Here is a 16,196-nt window from a genome sequence, read left to right on the forward strand (position 1 = left end):
GTGAATCCCTGCGTGGGACAACCGGCTCCCGCGCCGATGCCGTTCCCGGAGCTACCCGGGACCGCACGCGTGCCGCTCGTACCGGGGCAGCCCTACGGCGGCGCACCGGCCGACTCCCGCAACCCCGGCGCCGGGGGCCCGGCCGATCCCGCAGGGGCGGGCACCTCCACCTATGCCGGAACCGCGGGCCAGCCCGGCACTCCAGGCCAGCTTGCCGCCGGATGCGCCCAGCCCGACGCCACTCTCGCCACCAGCGAACCCACACCGATCCCCGGTGACCTGCCCGCCCACGACGACGCACCGCGCACCGATCCCGAACCGGCCACCGCTACACCGCCCGCGCCGGAAGCCGAACCGGCGCCCAGCGCGGAAACCCCACCCCCGCCACAGCCGGGGATCACCCTGCCCTTCGGAATCGTCATCCCGCTCCCCGCCCTACCACCCGCGCCCCAGCAGTAATTCAAACCTGGCATCAGATCACGAAGGAGTAACAAAAAGATCTCGGGTGCGGTAACCTTCCCTTGTTCGATCACAAAGGGCTCACAGCGAGTCATGGGAGGGTCACCACACCGTGGGGCGTCATCGAAAACAACCGCCTGCCACCGTCCGGCGGAGTTCCGTTATCGCATTGACCGGATTGGTTCCCGCTGGGCTCGTATCCGTCACCGCCGCCTCCGAGGTCGGCGACGCCGTACCCCTCGCGGCCGCGGTCCAACCGACGGAAGGCGACCAGGAAGCACAGGGCGCCAGACCGCAGGCTGCGGCCGAGCCGGTCGCCGAATTCGTGACACACGCGATGGCGAAGGCCGCGCCCACCGCCACGCCGGTGGTGAAAACCGTTGCGCTACCGAATGGCAGGCAGCGCGCCGCGATGCCCGCAGGGCCGCTGGGCGTACCCGGTGTGGCGGTCGCGGCCTATCAGAACGCCGAACGTGTCCTGGCGGCCGAGAATCCGGTGTGCGGCATGCCGTGGTCGCTGCTGGCCGGCATCGGCCGGGTCGAGTCCACCCACGCGTTCGGCGGCAAAGCCGACGCCGACGGCAACCCGCTGAGCCCCGTCTACGGCCCGGTGCTGGACGGATCGCTGAACGGCAACCACGTCATCCGCGACTCCGACGACGGCGCGCTGGACGGCCTGGACGGGTACGACCGAGCGATCGGCCCGATGCAGTTCCTGCCCGAAACCTGGAAGCGCTACGCGGCCGACGGCAACGGCGACGGCATCGCCGATCCGCAGAACCTCTTCGACGCCGCCCTGACGGCCGGGAAATACCTGTGTGACGGCGGCTTGAACATGCGTGACCTGGCCCAACAGTCCAAGGCCATCCTGCGCTACAACCACTCCATGGCCTACGTCGCGAACGTCATGGCGTGGGAGACCTCCTACAGCACCGGGGTCGCACCCCGGGGCGGGGACCTGCCGAAAATTTGACACGCCTAAAATTTCTGCCATGCCAGTGCTTACGGAATCGGATGTGCGGGGTGCCCTCGCGAAGGTCGACGACCCGGAGATCCGCAAGCCGATCACCGAACTGGGCATGGTGAAAAGCGTCGCGATCGGCGCCGACAGCGATGTCCACGTGGAAATCTACCTGACGACGGCGGGCTGCCCCCTGCGCACCGAGATCACGCAGCGGGTCACCAAGGCCGTCGCCGACGTGCCGGGTGTCGGCGCGGTCACCGTCGAGCTCGACGTGATGGACGACGAGCAGCGCACCGCGCTGCGCAAGCAGCTGCGCGGCGACGCGGCCGATCCGGTCATCCCGTTCGCCCAGCCCGGTTCGCTGACCCGTGTCTACGCGGTCGCCTCCGGGAAGGGCGGCGTCGGCAAGTCCAGCGTCACGGTGAACCTGGCCGCCGCCATGGCCGCGCGCGGCCTGTCGGTCGGCGTGCTCGACGCGGACATCTACGGTCATTCCATCCCGCGCATGCTCGGCACCGACGCCCGGCCGACCCAGGTCGAGCGGATGATCATGCCGCCGGTCGCGCACGACGTGAAGCTGATCTCGATCGCGCAGTTCACCCAGGGCAACACGCCCGTGGTGTGGCGCGGCCCGATGCTGCACCGGGCGCTGCAGCAGTTCCTCGCCGACGTGTTCTGGGGCGATCTCGACGTCCTGCTGCTCGACCTGCCGCCGGGCACCGGCGACGTCGCGATCTCCATCGCGCAGCTGATCCCGGGGGCCGAGATCCTGGTGGTCACCACCCCGCAGCCCGCCGCGGCGGAGGTGGCCGAGCGGGCGGGCGCGATCGCGCTGCAGACCCGGCAGCGCATCGCGGGCGTCGTGGAGAACATGTCCTGGCTGGACCTGCCGGACGGTACCCGGATGGACCTGTACGGCTCCGGCGGCGGGCAGGCCGTCGCCGACCGGCTCACCCGCGCCGTGGGCGCGACCGTGCCGCTGCTCGGTCAGATCCCCATCGAACAGGCACTGCGCGAATCAGGTGACGACGGCACACCCATCGTGCTGCGCGATCCGGAGAACCCCGCCGCCAAGGCCCTGCTCGAGGTAGCCGACAAACTGGCCGTCCGGCGCCGCGGCCTCGCGGGCATGTCCCTCGGCATCGACACCACCCGGCATTTGTAATATCGCCGCTCGGACCGGAGCTTCGAAGTCACCCGGCATCGAAGTGCCGTGGTTCGCCGCTGCGCACGACCACTCGGCCCGAACTCCGCGTTTCGCGCACAGCGGGACCGGGCGCGGAAATCAGCACCAATAAACTCGTCTCATGCTCACGATGCTGCTGTACGTGCTGATCGTCGGCTTGGTCGCCGCGGTGCTGTTCCTGCTCGCCAGTGCGGTGTTCGGGCGGTCCGAGGAACTCGGTCCGTTGCCGGAGGGGACGACGGCCACCGTGCTGCCGGTGGAAGGGATCACCGGGGCGGACGTGCGCGCGTTACGGTTTCAGCAGGTGGTGCGCGGATACAAGGCCGCAGAGGTGGACTGGGCGCTGGCCAGGCTGGCCGCGCGGATCGATGAGCTGCAACACCAGCTGGCCGAGGCACAGGCCGCGCGATGGCAGACGCCGATCGCGCCGGAGTCGAAGTGACCGCCCCCGCGGGCGACGGCCTGGTTCGCTGCGCCTGGCCGCTGGAAACCCAGCTGTACCGGGACTATCACGACTACGAGTGGGGCAAGCCGCTGCACGGCGACGACGCCTTGTTCGAGCGGCTCTGCCTGGAGGCGTTTCAATCCGGCTTGTCCTGGCTGACCATCTTGCGGAAACGCCCGGCCTTCCGCGCGGCGTTCGCCGGGTTCTCGATCGAGCGTGTCGCGCAGTTCGGTGCCGACGACGTCGCCCGGCTGATGGCCGACGCGGGTATCGTCCGCAACCGAAGCAAGATCGACGCGGCCATTGCCAACGCCCGGGTCGCCCGCGACCTCGACGTCGGCTTGGACGAGTTGCTGTGGTCGTTCGCCCCGCCGCCGCGCCCGCGCCCGCGCACCGGCGCCGACGTGCCCGCGACTACACCCGAATCCACCGCCCTGGCAAAAGAATTGAAACGGCGCGGATTCCGTTTCGTCGGACCCACCACGGCCTACGCCCTGATGCAGGCGACCGGAATGGTCGATGACCACGTGGCCGATTGCTGGGTGGGCGGCGACCGGTCCGGTACGGGCCGACCGGTCACTTTTTGAACTCAGCTATCCGTCCACATCAGCGATAGGGAAGAATGGGACGGGTGTAGCTCGCCAAACGCCGGCGAGCTCACTGGTTGGTGACAACTGGAGTTCCAAGAAAGTGCGCAGCAGACCGCGCAGATCTGGAGGGAGCAGAGGATGGCGGCCATGAAGCCCCGCACCGGGGACGGTCCCCTCGAGGCAACCAAAGAAGGGCGTGGAATCGTCATGCGGGTTCCACTCGAGGGTGGCGGGCGTCTGGTCGTCGAACTCACGCCGGACGAGGCAGCGGCACTCGGAGACGAACTGAAGAGCGTCACGAGCTGAGTGGCCGCGGCTGAGCACTCGGCCCTCGCCGTCGCGGCCGGCGTCCTGGCGTGCCCGGAATGTCTCCGGGCGCGCCAGGACGCCGCGCCGCTGGCACTGGAACCGCGGGATCTAGCACTGCGCTGCGGTCGCGGGCACAGCTTCGACGTCGCCAGACAGGGCTACGTCAGCTTGCTCACCGGCGCGTCGACCAAGATGACCGGCGACACCGCGGCCATGCTCGACGCTCGTGCCGCCTTCCAGGGCGAGGGACACTTCGCGCCGATCGCCGACGCCGTGACGCGAGCTGTCACGGCGCACCGGACCGACGGCGCGGTACTGGAAATCGGCGCGGGCACCGGCTACTACCTCGCCCGCGCGCTCGACGCCGCTCCCTCGGCTGTCGGCATCGGGCTGGACGTGGCCAAGCCGGCCGTCCGGCGCTGCGCCCGCGCCCACCCGCGCGCCGCGGCGGTGCTGGCCGACGCGTGGCGCGGGCTGCCGATCCGCGACGGCGCGCTCGGCGGCGTGCTCTCGGTCTTCGCGCCGCGCAATCCCGGCGAGATCGCCAGGGTGCTCGCCGACGACGGACGCTTCGTCGTCGCCACCCCCACCGAACGCCACCTCGGCGAGCTGATCGAGCCGCTGGACATGGTTCGGGTCGACCCCGACAAGGACCGCAGGCTCGATGCCGCGATGTCGGGGCATTTCGAGCCGGTCGATCAGACGCTGGTCGAGTACCCGATGACGCTCGCCGGAACCGACGTCGCGCACGTGGTGGGCATGGGGCCCTCCGCGCACCACTCGGCCGCCGGTGCGGCACGGCTCGCGCGGCTGCCGGAGTCCGTCGAGGTGACCGCGTCGGTCATGGTCGGCACCTACCGCCGGGCGGCCTGAGCGCTCCCGGTTTCAGCCTTTCCTGATCTCGTCGTACACCGCGACCGTGCGCGCCGCGATCCGCGACCAGTCGAATTCGGAGATCGCGCGTTCCCGGCCTGCGGCGCCCAGACGGGCGGCCAGCGCCGGATCGCTCGCGACCTCGTTCACCGCGGCGGCCAGCGCCCGCTCGTAGTCCTCGGCGGTGCCCGCGTCGTAGTGCACCAGCCGCCCGTTGCGGCTGTCGACCACCTCGGGGATGCCGCCCACGTCGGAGGCCACCACCGCGGTCGCGCAGGCCATCGCCTCCAGGTTCACGATGCCCAGCGGCTCGTACACCGACGGGCACACGAACACCGACGCGGCGGCCAGGATCTGCCGGATCCGCTCGGTGGGCAGCATCTCGCGCACCCAGAACACGTTGCCGCGCCGCTGCCGCAGCTGGTGCACCGCCGTGGTGACCTCCTGGGCCAGCTCGGGCGTGTCCGGCGCGCCCGCGCACAGCACGAGCTGGATGTCGGGGTCGAAGTCGCGGGCGGCGGCGAGCAGGTGACCGACGCCCTTCTGCCGCGTGATGCGGCCGACGAAGGCGACGATCGGGAGGTCGGTTCGCACGCCGAGTTCGGCGAGCACCGACGGCTCGTCCTCGGCCACGGGACCCGGATGCCAGATGGTCCCGTCGATGCCGTTGTGCACCACGTGGACCCGATTCGGGTCGACCGCAGGATAGGCGTCGAGCACGTCGCGGCGCATGCCCTCGCTCACCGCGATGACGGCGTCGGCGTGCTCGACGGCGTTGCGCTCCGACCAGGACGAGAGCCGGTAGCCGCCGCCGAGCTGCTCGGCCTTCCACGGCCTGCGCGGCTCCAGCGAATGCGCGGTCAGCACGTGCGGCACGCCGTAGAGGGTCGCGGCCAGATGACCGGCCAGACCGCTGTACCAGGTGTGCGAGTGCACCACGTCCACTTCGCCCACGGCGTCGGCCATCCGCAGCTGGGCGGACATCATCTGCAGCGCGGCATTGGCGGCGTAGAGCGACGGATCCGGTTGATGTACCACGGCATCCGCGCGATCGACGCCCATACAGTGCACTGTCACCTCGCACAGGTGACGCAAATGCGCCGTCAGCTGCGTGACGTGCACTCCCGCGCCGCCGTACACCTCGGGGGGATATTCACGGGTCAGCATCGCGACGCGAAGCCGGTCCCGCTCGCCGGAATCCACCGCCGAACGTCCGCCATCCGTGCCGAAACTCACCGGTTCAAAGTAGACGTTCGGGTCCGCGGCGGCCACTCACAGGCGCTCCACCCGGTAGTTTGGCAGGTGTGAGGAGCCAGCCGCACGTACTCGGGATCGTGCTCGCCGGTGGCGAGGGCAAGCGACTCTTTCCACTCACCGCCGACCGCGCCAAGCCCGCCGTCCCGTTCGGCGGCGCCTACCGCCTCATCGACTTCGTGCTCAGTAATCTGGTCAACGCGGGTTTCCTGCGGCTGTGCGTGCTCACCCAGTACAAGTCGCACTCGCTGGACCGGCACATCTCGCAGACCTGGCGGCTGTCCGGTTTCGCGGGCGAGTACATCACGCCGGTGCCCGCGCAGCAGCGGCTCGGTCCGCGCTGGTACACCGGCAGCGCGGACGCGATCATGCAGTCGCTGAACCTGATCTACGACGAGGATCCGGACTACATCGTGGTTTTCGGCGCCGACCACGTGTACCGCATGGACCCGGAGCAGATGGTGCGCCATCACATCGATTCCGGCGCGGGCGTCACCGTGGCCGGCATCCGGGTGCCCCGCAGCGAGGCGAGCGCGTTCGGCTGCATCGACAGCGACGAGTCCGGCCGCATCACGCAGTTCCTGGAGAAGCCCGCGCACCCGCCCGGCACCCCGGACGACCCGAACGTCACGTTCGCGTCCATGGGCAACTACGTCTTCACCACCAAGGTCCTGGTGGACTCGATCCGGGCGGACGCCGACAATGCCGACTCCGACCACGACATGGGCGGCGACATCATCCCCTCCCTGGTCGCGGCGGGCCAGGCGGGCGTCTACGACTTCGCCGACAACGAGGTGCCCGGCGCCACCGACCGCGACCGCGGCTACTGGCGCGACGTCGGAACCATCGACGCGTTCTACGACGCGCACATGGATCTGGTGTCGGTGCATCCGGTGTTCAACCTGTACAACCGCCACTGGCCGATCCGCGGGGCGGCCGAGAACCTGCCTCCGGCGAAGTTCGCCCAGGGCGGGCTGGCGCAGGAGTGCATCGTGGGCGCCGGCAGCATCCTGTCCGCCGCCACCGTCCGCAACTCGGTGCTCAGCGCCAACGTCGTGGTGGACGACGGCGCCACCGTCGAAGGCTGCGTGCTCATGCCCGGCGTGCGGATCGGTCGCGGCGCGGTGGTGCGCCACGCCATCCTGGACAAGAACGTGGTGGTCGGCGAGGGCGAGATCATCGGGGTGGACCTGGCGCGCGACCGCAGCCGCTTCGCCGTGAGCAACGGCGGCGTCGTAACGGTCGGCAAAGGCGTCTGGGTGTAGTCGCCCGTGAGCGGTCAGGGTCCGCCCGGCTGCGGCGCGGGCGAGCCGATGCAGAACGGTGCGCAGGGCCCCGGCGTGCGCGGCACGGTCGATTTCGAGGCCTCACCGAAATCGGCGGTGCTCACCAGATAGACCGCCAGCAGAGCGAACAGCAGCACGGCGGCGAACGCCACCATGGCCCGCCCCCAGTGAATCGGCTTGGGACGACGCTCGTCTTCGTCCCAAAGGAACATCATCATCACCACACCGCACCTCTTCCGCACCCGCTCGGAGCGTGACCTCACCAGTATCGGCGATCATCGGCTTTCCATTGCAGGGTGCGCCGAACCGTCGCGATACGGTGGCTTTTCGCGAACTTCGCCGATCATCGGCCGAGGCCGCATTCCCTGGAGACGAGGGCGCGGCGGCGGAATATCCGGAAAAATTTCGGCGGCAGGCATATTCGGCCGCAGTGGGGCGACCGTCGACAACGGCCGCGGCGGCGATGACTACTGAGCGGGCGGGACGCCGTTCTGGGTGCAGAAAGGCTCGCAGGATCCCGGTGGCGGAGGGGTCTTCTCGGGGCCGGTGTCGAAATCGGTGTTGCTCACCACCACCATCACCAGCACAGCTCCCAGAATCACGAGCAACAGGGCCAGCATCGTGGGCCGCAGCCAGCTCGTTCGCCGCTCCGTCACGACGTCCCCCATGGCCGCCACCTCTATGGGAGTTAGTTCACGCATAACTGTTTTCCTCACTGAGTTGTTTCTCAGCGCATACCCCGGATTCCGGGAAGAAATCAGTCCGCGGCGCGGCTGCCGCGCGAATCACTAACCCCGTGAGGCACAGAGCAATCCGTCTCCGACCGGAATCAGCACGCAGGTGAGTTCCGGGTTCTCCGCGATGGCGCGGGTCGCGGCGCGCACCGCCTGGGTGGCCGGATCGCGTTGCGCCGGATCGGGCACCCGCCCGCCCAGCAACGCGTTGTGCAGCAGAATGGCGCCCCCGTCGCGCAGCAGACGCACCGCTTGGGCCACGTACTCCGGATGCTCGAGCGGCGCCGCGTCGATGAAGACCAGATCGTAGGCGCCGTCGGCGAGCCGGGGCAGCACGTCCAGCGCCCGCCCGTTGATCAGCCGGGTGCGGGCCGGCGGGATGTCGGCGGCGCGGAACGCCTCCTTGGCCGCGCGCTGGTGTTCCGGCTCCGAATCGATGGTGGTCAGCGTGCCGTCCTCGCGCATGCCGTCGAGCAGCCACAGCCCGCTGATACCCGCGCCGGTGCCGACCTCGACCACCGCGCGCGCACCGAGCAACTGCGCGTACATACTCAGCAACGCACCCACCGAGGGCGGTACGGGTACCGCGCCGAGTTCGGTGGCCCGCTCACGCGCGCCGACGAGGATTTCGTCCTCCACGACGGATTCCTCCACGTAGGCGAGATTCCGCTCCAGATTCGATGCCACGGGTATGAGGCTAACGCCGGGCGGGTGATCTCGGCGTTCCGGACAACACGCGCCGCCCGCCATTTCCGCCGCCGGTTTTCTCAGGTGTCCCTCAGGGTCTCCATAACCCGGCCATATCAGGACCAGAAAGAGTATGGGCAACGCAAGACCACCGACCGTGTTTAACACGGGACGCGGGAACAACGACATACCGGTTGTCGGTTGTATCCGTACGCAACGGTCCGCAGACCCGGGCCCGAGTGAGTCCCGACGTTTGCGGTCCCTAGTAGGAGGTAGCCCCATCCACATGGTCGATGCGGCGCGCGAATACGCCACCCTGCCCGAGCAGATCCTGCCGGTCGAAGCCGACTCCGCCGCGGAGGCGGGCGAGCTGACCGGCACTGCTGCCTTCGATGCCACCGGTGACCGGTCGGCGATGCCGACGTGGGACGAACTCGTCCGCGAGCACGCCGACCGGGTCTACCGCCTGGCCTACCGCCTGTCCGGCGACGCTCAGGACGCGGATGACCTCACCCAGGAGACGTTCATCCGGGTGTTCCGTTCGCTGTCGAACTACCAACCGGGCACCTTCGAGGGGTGGTTGCACCGCATCACCACCAACCTGTTCCTGGACATGGTCCGCCGTCGCAACCGGATCAGGATGGAAGCGCTGCCCGAGGACTACGACCGGGTGCCCGCCGAGGGCCCGGGGCCGGAGCAGGCCTACCACGACGCCCGGCTGGATCCCGACCTGCAAACGGCCCTGGATTCGCTCGCGCCGGAGTTCCGTGCCGCCGTGGTGCTGTGTGATATCGAGGGGCTGTCCTACGAGGAGATCGGCGCTACGCTCGGCGTGAAACTGGGCACTGTGCGCAGTCGGATCCACCGTGGACGCCAAGCCCTGCGCGACTACCTTGCGCATAATGGAAGTGAGCAGCGGTTCGCCGCTGACGCGAACATAGGGTGATTCGTCGGACGCCGGCGTCGCCCGAACATCGGTCGAGGTCGGTTGAAAGGGTGAGCACCGAATGAGTGGCGACTCCAGCACGTCCGGTCGTCGTCCGCCGCGTTTCAGCCCCACCGAGCATCTGGCGAGTGAGGCGGTCGCGGCGTACGTGGACGGTGAGTTGCGGATGAACGCCTACCTGCGGGCCGCTCAGCACCTCTCCCTGTGTCCGGAGTGCGCGGCGGAGGTGGATGCCCAGCAACAGGCGCGCATCGCGCTGCGGCATGCCGGGCAGGTAGCGATCCCGACCGGGCTGCACGACAGCCTGACCAGGATCCCGCTCGCGGAACTGCCCGGGGGCGCGTCCAGCGGGCGGACGCCGTCCTCGTCGTCGGATCAGTCCTCGCGCAACGAGGCGGTTTTCGGATTTCTGACCGATTCGTTCACCGCGACCCGGTGGACTACGTGGTGGCGCAAGTAGAGTTTTCCGCGTGACCACCGAATCGACGAATTCCGGATCGGCCGACACCTCGGATTCGGCGGCCAACCGCGGGAATCTCCGTCCGCCGGACGCACCCGTGCTCGGCCCGCGCCCGGTCTATCGGCCCCATGTCGACACACACACCGCGCGCGCCTTCCGCAGGCCGTCGGGCCTCTCCGGTTCGTTCGCCGAGCCGCTGCCGCTGCGCAAGGCCGGTTCGGCGCCGCAATCCGGCCCCCTGATGCAGAATCGCCCGCCCGACGCGGTGCTCGCCGAGGCGTTCGGCCGCCCGGAGGGCTCCACCGAAATCCTGCAGCGCGACCCCGAGGCCGCCGGTGGTCCCGCATCGGTCGCCGGACCGGCCGATCCCTGGCGTGACCCTGAGGCGGTCGCACGTCTCGGCTCCCCCGCGGTGCCCACGCCCAAGGCGCAATCGCTGCCGCAGGCCGAGAAGCTCAGCGCACGCGAAGTGCTGTTCGGCTCCCGGGTCGCGCCCAAGGCGCTGGCCCTGCTCGCGCTCGCCGCACTGGTCATCGGGCTGCTCGGCGGGCTGGTCGGACGATTGACCGCGGAAACCGCCTCGACGCTCACCTCCCGCAAGGTCACCCTCGAACAGTCCGGCGACGCCACCCGTCCTCACGGCCTGATCGCGCAGGTGGCCAATGCGGTGCTGCCCTCGGTGGTCTCCATCCGGGTGACCGTCGGCGACAACGGCGCCACCGGCTCCGGCGTGGTGATCGACGGCGGTGGCTACGTGGTCACCAACAACCACGTGGTCTCGATGGCCGCCCAGGACAAGAGCAACCGGGCCGCCATCCAGGTGCAGTTCTCCGACGGCACCCGGGTGCCCGCGCAGATCGTCGGCCGCGATCCGAAGACCGACCTGGCCGTGCTCAAGGTCGATGTGAAGAATCTCACCGTCGCCCAGCTCGGCAAGTCCGGCGACGTCCAGGTCGGTGACGACGTCCTGGCCATCGGTTCGCCGCTGGGTCTGAGCAAGACGGTCACCTCCGGCATCGTCAGCGCCCTGCACCGCCCGGTGAAGCTGGAGGGCGAGGGCAGCGACACGAAGGCCGTGATCGACGCCGTGCAGACCGACGCGTCGATCAACCCGGGTAACTCCGGTGGCGCGCTCGTGGACATGGACGGCCGGGTCGTCGGCATCAACACCGCCATCCGCAGCGAGACCGGCGGCTCGGTCGGCCTCGGCTTCGCCATCCCGGTGGACAAGATGACCGAGGTCGCCCAGACCTTGATCCGCGACGGTGCGGTGCACCATCCGACCATGGGTCTGTCCGTCCGCACCAAGACGGTCGCCAACGACGCCATGAGCGGAGCCGCGGTGGCCGATGTGTCGCCGAACGGGCCGGCCGCCAGGGCGGGCATCGTCGAAGGCGACGTCATCGTGCGCGTCGGCGATCGGGAGGTCACCAGCTCCGATGAGTTCACAGTTGCCGAACAGTCCAACGAAATCGGACAGACCGTACCGGTCCAGCTCATCCGCGAGGGCCGCCAGGTCGACGTCTCGGTGACCTTGGAATCGGACTAGGCGTGTTGCGCGGCTCGGCTCGGGCTGGACGACACCCAGCGTTCACTTCCAAACCTCCTCTCGCCGGCTCGGCAGCAGGTAGGCCCAGGTAGCCTGGTTACGTGTTCAGCAACATCGGCTGGAGCGAGATGGTCATCCTGCTCGTCGCCGCCCTCGTGATCCTCGGCCCGGAGCGCTTGCCCGGTGCTGTGCGCTGGACCACGCGCAGCTTGCGGCAGGTGCGCGACTACGCGAGTGGCGCCACCTCCCAGCTGCGGCAGGAACTCGGGCCGGAGTTCGACGATCTGCGCAAGCCGCTGGCCGACCTGAACGAATTGCGCGGGATGACTCCGCGCGCGATGGTGACCAAACACCTTCTCAACGGCGACGATTCGCTGTTCAAGGATTTCGACAGCGCACTGCCCGATCCGAAGGATCTCTACAGCACCAACAGCGGCATGCCGGACTACCCGATGCCCAAGTTGGATAAGCCGTTGGAGCGCAACGAACGCCCTCCGATCGACACCGACGCCACCTGATTTGTCAAGAAGTCTAGACGCATTGCGCTGTTCAGCTGTCTAGACTTCGCACATGTCGGCCGATGACGTGGCGCGCGTGTTCGCGATCGAGGACAAGGTCGAGCGACTGAAGGCGGCCACCGATGGGGTGGCGGCGGCCCAGCAGACCATCAACGAACTGACCAGGATTCGGCGTGCCGTGATCCGGGAACTCCATGCCGAAGGCTGGACGTTCGCCAGAATCGGTGCGGCGGCGGGCCTTTCCCGTGCCCGCATCCACCAGGTGAGTACGCAGGGGCCCGCGCCGGAAGGACTGTTCTTCGGGCACGGTTCGCTCACCGTGCTCGTTCCCGAGGTGCGCGCCGGACGGGTGATCGGCGCGCCGGATCCAGCTGCGCCGCAACGCTTGGCCGAACTGTTGCGCGAACTCGGCTTCGGCGTCGCGGTCGAGCATTTTCTCCCGGGCCGCCCGATCGACCTGCACCGTGACGGCCTGATCGTGTTGGGCGGTCCGGAGCTTTCGCCGAGTTTGCGTCAGTTGGTCGCCGCCGATCCCCGACTGCGGCGCGCGGTGGCCCGAATGGGCGACGCGCGCCGCGGAATCGAGGACCGGGCGGCCCGGCGGGTCTACCGGCCGGGCGGACCCGAGCCGCACGACATCGCCTACCTGGGCAGGCTTCCCCGGCCCGACAAACGCGGCAGCGTGCTGATGATCGACGGCATGCATCCGCCCGGCTCGCTCGGCGCCATCCGGCTGCTCGCCACCAGGCTGGCCACGCTGCACGAGCGGGCAGGCAATTACCTGTTCTCGGTGCTGATCGCCTGTCGTTTCGACCGCGCCACCGGCGAGCCACTCGAGGCCGAACTGCTCACGCCGGTCTACCGTCACGACCCCGAGAACCGATCACCCGCAACAGGTGTGCGTCGCTGAGCCGAGGGAAGTACCGGCTGCTCGACGCCCGTTACCGGAGACCGGGATTCGAACCTACCTGCGAGTTCGACCGAACTAGGAGCGGCGGGTGCACTGCCGCAACGAGATTCAGCAAATCAATGGCACCGCAAGAGAGCGTAAACCACCCGTCGCGGTGAACGCTGCGGAGCGCTCGGTCGGACGGTAACCAACCCCACCGATCACCAGGTCACAGGGCCTAAGCGAAGTCACCCGAGCATGCCCACCCCTGTGTGGCACGGGTCACCAACCCTCCCACGAGCGGGTTCATACGCGGATGATTGAATAGCTGGACGATAACCGCATGTGATAGGTGAACTCTGATGCGTGATCGAAAGTCGATGTCTGCGAGTTCGGTGGTCCTTCGTTCCATACTGCGGTGCGAGCCGTACGACATCGCGGCTCCTGCCCGCACCGGCGATCCGACGGTGTCCACCCACCGGGTCACCTACAGCGACCGCCTGAAGGTCTTCCTCGGCCGCGGTGAGGCCCTCGACAGCTTTCTCCGTCCGCTGCGCAGGTTGGACGGCTTCCACCGCTACTCGGTGAACATGACCCGGCTCGCCGAGCCGATGCGACCTGCCGACATCGACCCGGCGATCAGTTCCGCACCCGGTCGGGAGTACTTGCAATGCACCGGCTCGGCGGACGCGCTGACCGTGGAGATGCGCACCGCCGTGAACGGCACGCCGCACTGCTTCACCGTCGGTCTTCCCGGCGACCGGATCGGTCTGCCCGCTGTCGAGGTGCCGGTTCCGGTCGGCCTGCCCACCCCCAGGGTCTATCCGGACGAAGTGTTCACGGCGGAGCAGGCCGCCGAGATTTTCACGGCGTATTTCGAGACCGACGCCGTCCCGCCCCATCTCCAGCTCCGCGAAACGGACGCGTGAGGCGTCCGGCAAGGAGGAAATCGTGAATCCGCTACTACTCATCGGCGGCGCCGTCCTGGCGGTGGGGCTACTCGGCCTGCTCGTCAGCGTGCTGCTGCGGCCAGGGGGGTCGAAGGCCCATCTGACCGTCGCCGATCTCCAGGCCAGGCTCGCGCACGAGCAATCGGCCACCTCGCCCGAACCGGAAGGTTCGGACGAACCGGCGGCCGACCAGCCGCACACCGACGACGCCCGGGCGGACGACCCTTCGCGTCCGGAAGCCGAGGAACCTCGCACGGACGGCCCTCGTGCCGGGACGGGGAATCCCGCCGAGGCGCCCGAAACGCGGGCAGATCCGGTGCTGCTGCCGGATCACCGTCGCCGCGCCGAATAGGCTTCGAATAACTAGGCTGGCGGTACGGCGCGGATTCGCCGTTCGCCTCGGGCCCGATGCGCCGGACCCGCTCGGGAAAGGACCGGTCGCGGTGCGCGCGATACTCGGGCAATTGATCAGTCTGCTGCCGCACGGGCCGGTCGCGCTGGCCCGCGTGGTGGACACCACCGGCCCCGGACCTCGGGAACAGGGCGCGGCGATGATCGTCACCGGCTCCGGCTCCGTGCACGGCTCACTGTCCAGCGGATGCGTCGAGTCCGCCGTCCTCGCCTCGGCGCAGGACGTGCTGGTGAGTGGCCACGCGGTGACCGACCGGTTCGGCTATGCCGATGCCGACGGGCCCGCCGTGGGCTTGACCTGCGGCGGGGAGATCGAAGTCTTCATCGAGCGGATCTCACGCGAGCGGCTGCCCCTACTCTCGGCGCTGCGGCAGCGGATCGAGAACGGCCTTCCCGTCGCTTTGGCCACCACCTTGGACGCCACACCGGAATGGAAACTGCTGGCGCCCGAAGACACCGATCCGTGGCACGGCGTGGACCGCGACGCACGGGCGCTGCTGGCCGGGGGCCGCTGCGGTGTAGTGGGCGCCGACGAGTGCGCGGCACATGGCGCACCACGCCCCCGGACGTTCGTGCACGTCTTCGCCGCCCCGGCCCGCATGATCCTGGCGGGCGCGAACGATTTCGTGCGCGCGCTCAGCCGCACCGGCCGCCAGCTCGGCTACCGGGTGACCGTCGTGGATGCCCGCGAGACCTTCGCCACCGCCACTCGGTTCCCCGCAGCCCACGAGGTCGTCGTGGACTGGCCGCACCGGTATCTGCGCGGGGAACAGCAGGCGGGGCGGATCGACCGGCGCACCGTGGTCTGCGTGCTCACCCATGACGCCAAATTCGACGTCCCGATGCTGGCCGAGGCGCTGTCGTGCGCACGCATCGGCTTCGTCGGCGCCCTCGGCTCCCGCCGGACGCACGCCGAGCGCGTCGAGCGACTGCGCGCCGCGGGCGTCACCGACGACCAGCTCGGACGGCTGCGAAGTCCGGTCGGGCTGGACCTCGACGCCCGCACACCGGACGAGACGGCCATCTCCATCGCCGCCCAGATCCTGGCCGAACGCGGCGGCGCCTCCGCCCTTCCGCTGGATCGCCTCGACGGCCCCCTCCATCGCGATCTGCTCGAAGTTCGCTCCGCGAAGCGGATTGGACGCCGGATCGCCGGGAATACCCGACCATAGAGCCGCACATACCGCCCAGAGGACGTCTCAATCCGCCTTGCACCGCGCGGCATGCGGCCGCACACTTGATTTGCTGAAAGTTAACTACGAGTAGGTGACGGTGCGTTGCGCTTCGGCCCCGCCACGCTCTGCCCGGCCCGCCCCACCGAGAGGAGAAAGCGCCGTGACCGCCACCCAGATCGCCGTCCTCTGCTCGCTCGTCGGCGCCGCCGGCCTGGTCGCCACCATCGGGTTGCTGCACGGACCAGCGAACCGGCGACGCAGGCTCGGCCTCGCTCAGCACGGAGTAGCGCAGCGGATCCCCGCCACCGTGCTACCGGTCTGTCCGATCGGCAGGCCACAGCGGGTGCCCATCGAGCCGTTGACGGTCGCGGAAGCGCACGAACTCATGCAGCGCCACCGGATCTGCGAACCCTCCGAGTGCGTCTACAAGCTCGCGGCCTTCCGCACCCTGATCGAGGCGGGGTACATGCGAGACCCACATGCGGAAGGCGCCTGAGCGTTGCGCGGACCC

At 69.2% G+C, this 16,196-nt stretch carries 19 protein-coding genes and 2 pseudogenes; 17 read left to right on the forward strand and 4 right to left on the reverse strand.

Annotation, left to right across the window (positions count from 1 at the left end):
* From ON19_RS24055 to ON19_RS24080, 7 genes and pseudogenes are all read left to right on the forward strand, one after another.
* A pseudogene (locus ON19_RS24055) lies at window positions 1-459 on the forward strand (hypothetical protein); the annotation flags it as partial.
* Between the two features lie 112 nt (window positions 460-571).
* Window positions 572-1,432 carry a lytic transglycosylase domain-containing protein gene (locus tag ON19_RS24060; RefSeq protein WP_043697323.1) on the forward strand — a complete coding sequence of 287 codons (861 nt, stop codon included), beginning with the start codon at window positions 572-574 and terminating at the stop codon, window positions 1,430-1,432.
* 19 nt (window positions 1,433-1,451) lie between these two features.
* Window positions 1,452-2,588: an Mrp/NBP35 family ATP-binding protein gene (locus ON19_RS24065; RefSeq protein ID WP_043697326.1), complete on the forward strand. Its 1,137-nt coding sequence runs from the start codon at window positions 1,452-1,454 to the stop codon at window positions 2,586-2,588.
* Window positions 2,589-2,730: 142 nt separating this feature from the next.
* Window positions 2,731-3,051, forward strand: coding sequence for a DivIVA domain-containing protein (locus ON19_RS24070; RefSeq protein ID WP_043697329.1), 321 nt, complete (start codon window positions 2,731-2,733; stop codon window positions 3,049-3,051).
* Window positions 3,018-3,641 carry a DNA-3-methyladenine glycosylase I gene (locus ON19_RS24075; protein WP_051169244.1) on the forward strand — a complete coding sequence of 208 codons (624 nt, stop codon included), beginning with the start codon at window positions 3,018-3,020 and terminating at the stop codon, window positions 3,639-3,641. Before ON19_RS24070 ends, ON19_RS24075 begins: the two co-directional genes overlap by 34 nt.
* A 141-nt stretch (window positions 3,642-3,782) precedes the next feature.
* Complete coding sequence (locus ON19_RS40635) at window positions 3,783-3,950, forward strand: DUF3117 domain-containing protein (protein ID WP_011211259.1); 168 nt, start codon at window positions 3,783-3,785, stop codon at window positions 3,948-3,950.
* Window positions 3,951-3,995: 45 nt separating this feature from the next.
* Window positions 3,996-4,826 carry a putative RNA methyltransferase gene (locus ON19_RS24080; RefSeq protein ID WP_043697525.1) on the forward strand — a complete coding sequence of 277 codons (831 nt, stop codon included), beginning with the start codon at window positions 3,996-3,998 and terminating at the stop codon, window positions 4,824-4,826.
* 12 nt (window positions 4,827-4,838) lie between these two features.
* Here the strand turns inward: ON19_RS24080 and glgA are convergent, their stop codons facing one another.
* Window positions 4,839-5,993 carry a glycogen synthase gene (gene glgA / locus ON19_RS24085; RefSeq protein ID WP_043697532.1) on the reverse strand — a complete coding sequence of 385 codons (1,155 nt, stop codon included), beginning with the start codon at window positions 5,991-5,993 and terminating at the stop codon, window positions 4,839-4,841.
* Between the two features lie 137 nt (window positions 5,994-6,130).
* Between glgA and glgC the strand changes: the two genes are divergently transcribed.
* Window positions 6,131-7,345: a glucose-1-phosphate adenylyltransferase gene (gene glgC, locus ON19_RS24090; protein ID WP_043697332.1), complete on the forward strand. Its 1,215-nt coding sequence runs from the start codon at window positions 6,131-6,133 to the stop codon at window positions 7,343-7,345.
* 14 nt (window positions 7,346-7,359) lie between these two features.
* Here glgC and ON19_RS24095 read toward each other — a convergent pair whose 3' ends face one another.
* From ON19_RS24095 to ON19_RS24100, 3 genes are all read right to left on the reverse strand, one after another.
* Window positions 7,360-7,584 carry a hypothetical protein gene (locus tag ON19_RS24095; RefSeq protein WP_227954629.1) on the reverse strand — a complete coding sequence of 75 codons (225 nt, stop codon included), beginning with the start codon at window positions 7,582-7,584 and terminating at the stop codon, window positions 7,360-7,362.
* Window positions 7,585-7,833: 249 nt separating this feature from the next.
* Entirely contained in the window at window positions 7,834-8,067 is a 234-nt protein-coding gene (locus ON19_RS42195) for a hypothetical protein (protein ID WP_157229824.1), read from the reverse strand.
* An 87-nt stretch (window positions 8,068-8,154) separates the two neighbouring features.
* On the reverse strand, window positions 8,155-8,787 hold the full coding sequence (locus ON19_RS24100) for an O-methyltransferase (protein WP_372478679.1): 633 nt from the start codon (window positions 8,785-8,787) through the stop codon (window positions 8,155-8,157).
* A 286-nt stretch (window positions 8,788-9,073) separates the two neighbouring features.
* Here ON19_RS24100 and sigE point away from each other — a divergent pair, with 286 nt between their 5' ends.
* From sigE to ON19_RS24145, 9 genes and pseudogenes are all read left to right on the forward strand, one after another.
* A complete protein-coding gene (gene sigE, locus ON19_RS24105) occupies window positions 9,074-9,733 on the forward strand; it encodes an RNA polymerase sigma factor SigE (RefSeq protein ID WP_043697338.1) in 660 nt (219 codons plus the stop codon).
* 61 nt (window positions 9,734-9,794) lie between these two features.
* Window positions 9,795-10,193, forward strand: a complete 399-nt coding sequence (locus tag ON19_RS24110) for a hypothetical protein (protein WP_043697341.1) — start codon at window positions 9,795-9,797, stop codon at window positions 10,191-10,193.
* 10 nt (window positions 10,194-10,203) lie between these two features.
* Window positions 10,204-11,742, forward strand: a complete 1,539-nt coding sequence (locus ON19_RS24115; RefSeq protein WP_043697344.1) for a S1C family serine protease — start codon at window positions 10,204-10,206, stop codon at window positions 11,740-11,742.
* A gap of 101 nt (window positions 11,743-11,843) precedes the next feature.
* The gene (gene tatB, locus ON19_RS24120; RefSeq protein WP_043697347.1) at window positions 11,844-12,260 is read left to right on the forward strand and encodes a Sec-independent protein translocase protein TatB; all 417 of its coding nucleotides are present in this window, start codon (window positions 11,844-11,846) and stop codon (window positions 12,258-12,260) included.
* A gap of 52 nt (window positions 12,261-12,312) precedes the next feature.
* Complete coding sequence (locus tag ON19_RS24125) at window positions 12,313-13,170, forward strand: hypothetical protein (protein ID WP_043697350.1); 858 nt, start codon at window positions 12,313-12,315, stop codon at window positions 13,168-13,170.
* 341 nt (window positions 13,171-13,511) lie between these two features.
* Window positions 13,512-14,078 carry a hypothetical protein gene (locus tag ON19_RS40640; RefSeq protein WP_157229825.1) on the forward strand — a complete coding sequence of 189 codons (567 nt, stop codon included), beginning with the start codon at window positions 13,512-13,514 and terminating at the stop codon, window positions 14,076-14,078.
* A 22-nt stretch (window positions 14,079-14,100) separates the two neighbouring features.
* Window positions 14,101-14,451, forward strand: a complete 351-nt coding sequence (locus tag ON19_RS24135; protein ID WP_043697353.1) for a hypothetical protein — start codon at window positions 14,101-14,103, stop codon at window positions 14,449-14,451.
* Window positions 14,452-14,542: 91 nt separating this feature from the next.
* Window positions 14,543-15,616: pseudogene (locus tag ON19_RS24140) on the forward strand (XdhC family protein); the annotation flags it as partial.
* A 229-nt stretch (window positions 15,617-15,845) separates the two neighbouring features.
* Entirely contained in the window at window positions 15,846-16,181 is a 336-nt protein-coding gene (locus ON19_RS24145; RefSeq protein ID WP_043697356.1) for a hypothetical protein, read from the forward strand.
* The last annotated feature ends 15 nt before the right edge of the window (window positions 16,182-16,196 follow it).

The sequence above is a fragment of the Nocardia abscessus NBRC 100374 genome, from assembly GCF_000308455.1.
Lineage (GTDB): Bacteria > Actinomycetota > Actinomycetes > Mycobacteriales > Mycobacteriaceae > Nocardia > Nocardia abscessus.

What these genes read in the sequence shown, in the direction of transcription:
- ON19_RS24065 (WP_043697326.1), top strand. Translation starts at nt 1,452, where the DNA reads ATGCCAGTGCTTACGGAATCGGATGTGCGGGGTGCCCTCGCGAAGGTC.
- ON19_RS24070 (WP_043697329.1), top strand. Translation starts at nt 2,731, where the DNA reads ATGCTCACGATGCTGCTGTACGTGCTGATCGTCGGCTTGGTCGCCGCG.
- ON19_RS24075 (WP_051169244.1), top strand. Translation starts at nt 3,018, where the DNA reads ATGGCAGACGCCGATCGCGCCGGAGTCGAAGTGACCGCCCCCGCGGGC.
- ON19_RS40635 (WP_011211259.1), top strand. Translation starts at nt 3,783, where the DNA reads ATGGCGGCCATGAAGCCCCGCACCGGGGACGGTCCCCTCGAGGCAACC.
- glgA (WP_043697532.1), bottom strand. Translation starts at nt 5,993, where the DNA reads ATGCTGACCCGTGAATATCCCCCCGAGGTGTACGGCGGCGCGGGAGTG.
- ON19_RS24095 (WP_227954629.1), bottom strand. Translation starts at nt 7,584, where the DNA reads ATGATGATGTTCCTTTGGGACGAAGACGAGCGTCGTCCCAAGCCGATT.
- ON19_RS42195 (WP_157229824.1), bottom strand. Translation starts at nt 8,067, where the DNA reads ATGCGTGAACTAACTCCCATAGAGGTGGCGGCCATGGGGGACGTCGTG.
- sigE (WP_043697338.1), top strand. Translation starts at nt 9,074, where the DNA reads ATGGTCGATGCGGCGCGCGAATACGCCACCCTGCCCGAGCAGATCCTG.
- ON19_RS24110 (WP_043697341.1), top strand. Translation starts at nt 9,795, where the DNA reads ATGAGTGGCGACTCCAGCACGTCCGGTCGTCGTCCGCCGCGTTTCAGC.
- ON19_RS24125 (WP_043697350.1), top strand. Translation starts at nt 12,313, where the DNA reads ATGTCGGCCGATGACGTGGCGCGCGTGTTCGCGATCGAGGACAAGGTC.
- ON19_RS40640 (WP_157229825.1), top strand. Translation starts at nt 13,512, where the DNA reads ATGCGTGATCGAAAGTCGATGTCTGCGAGTTCGGTGGTCCTTCGTTCC.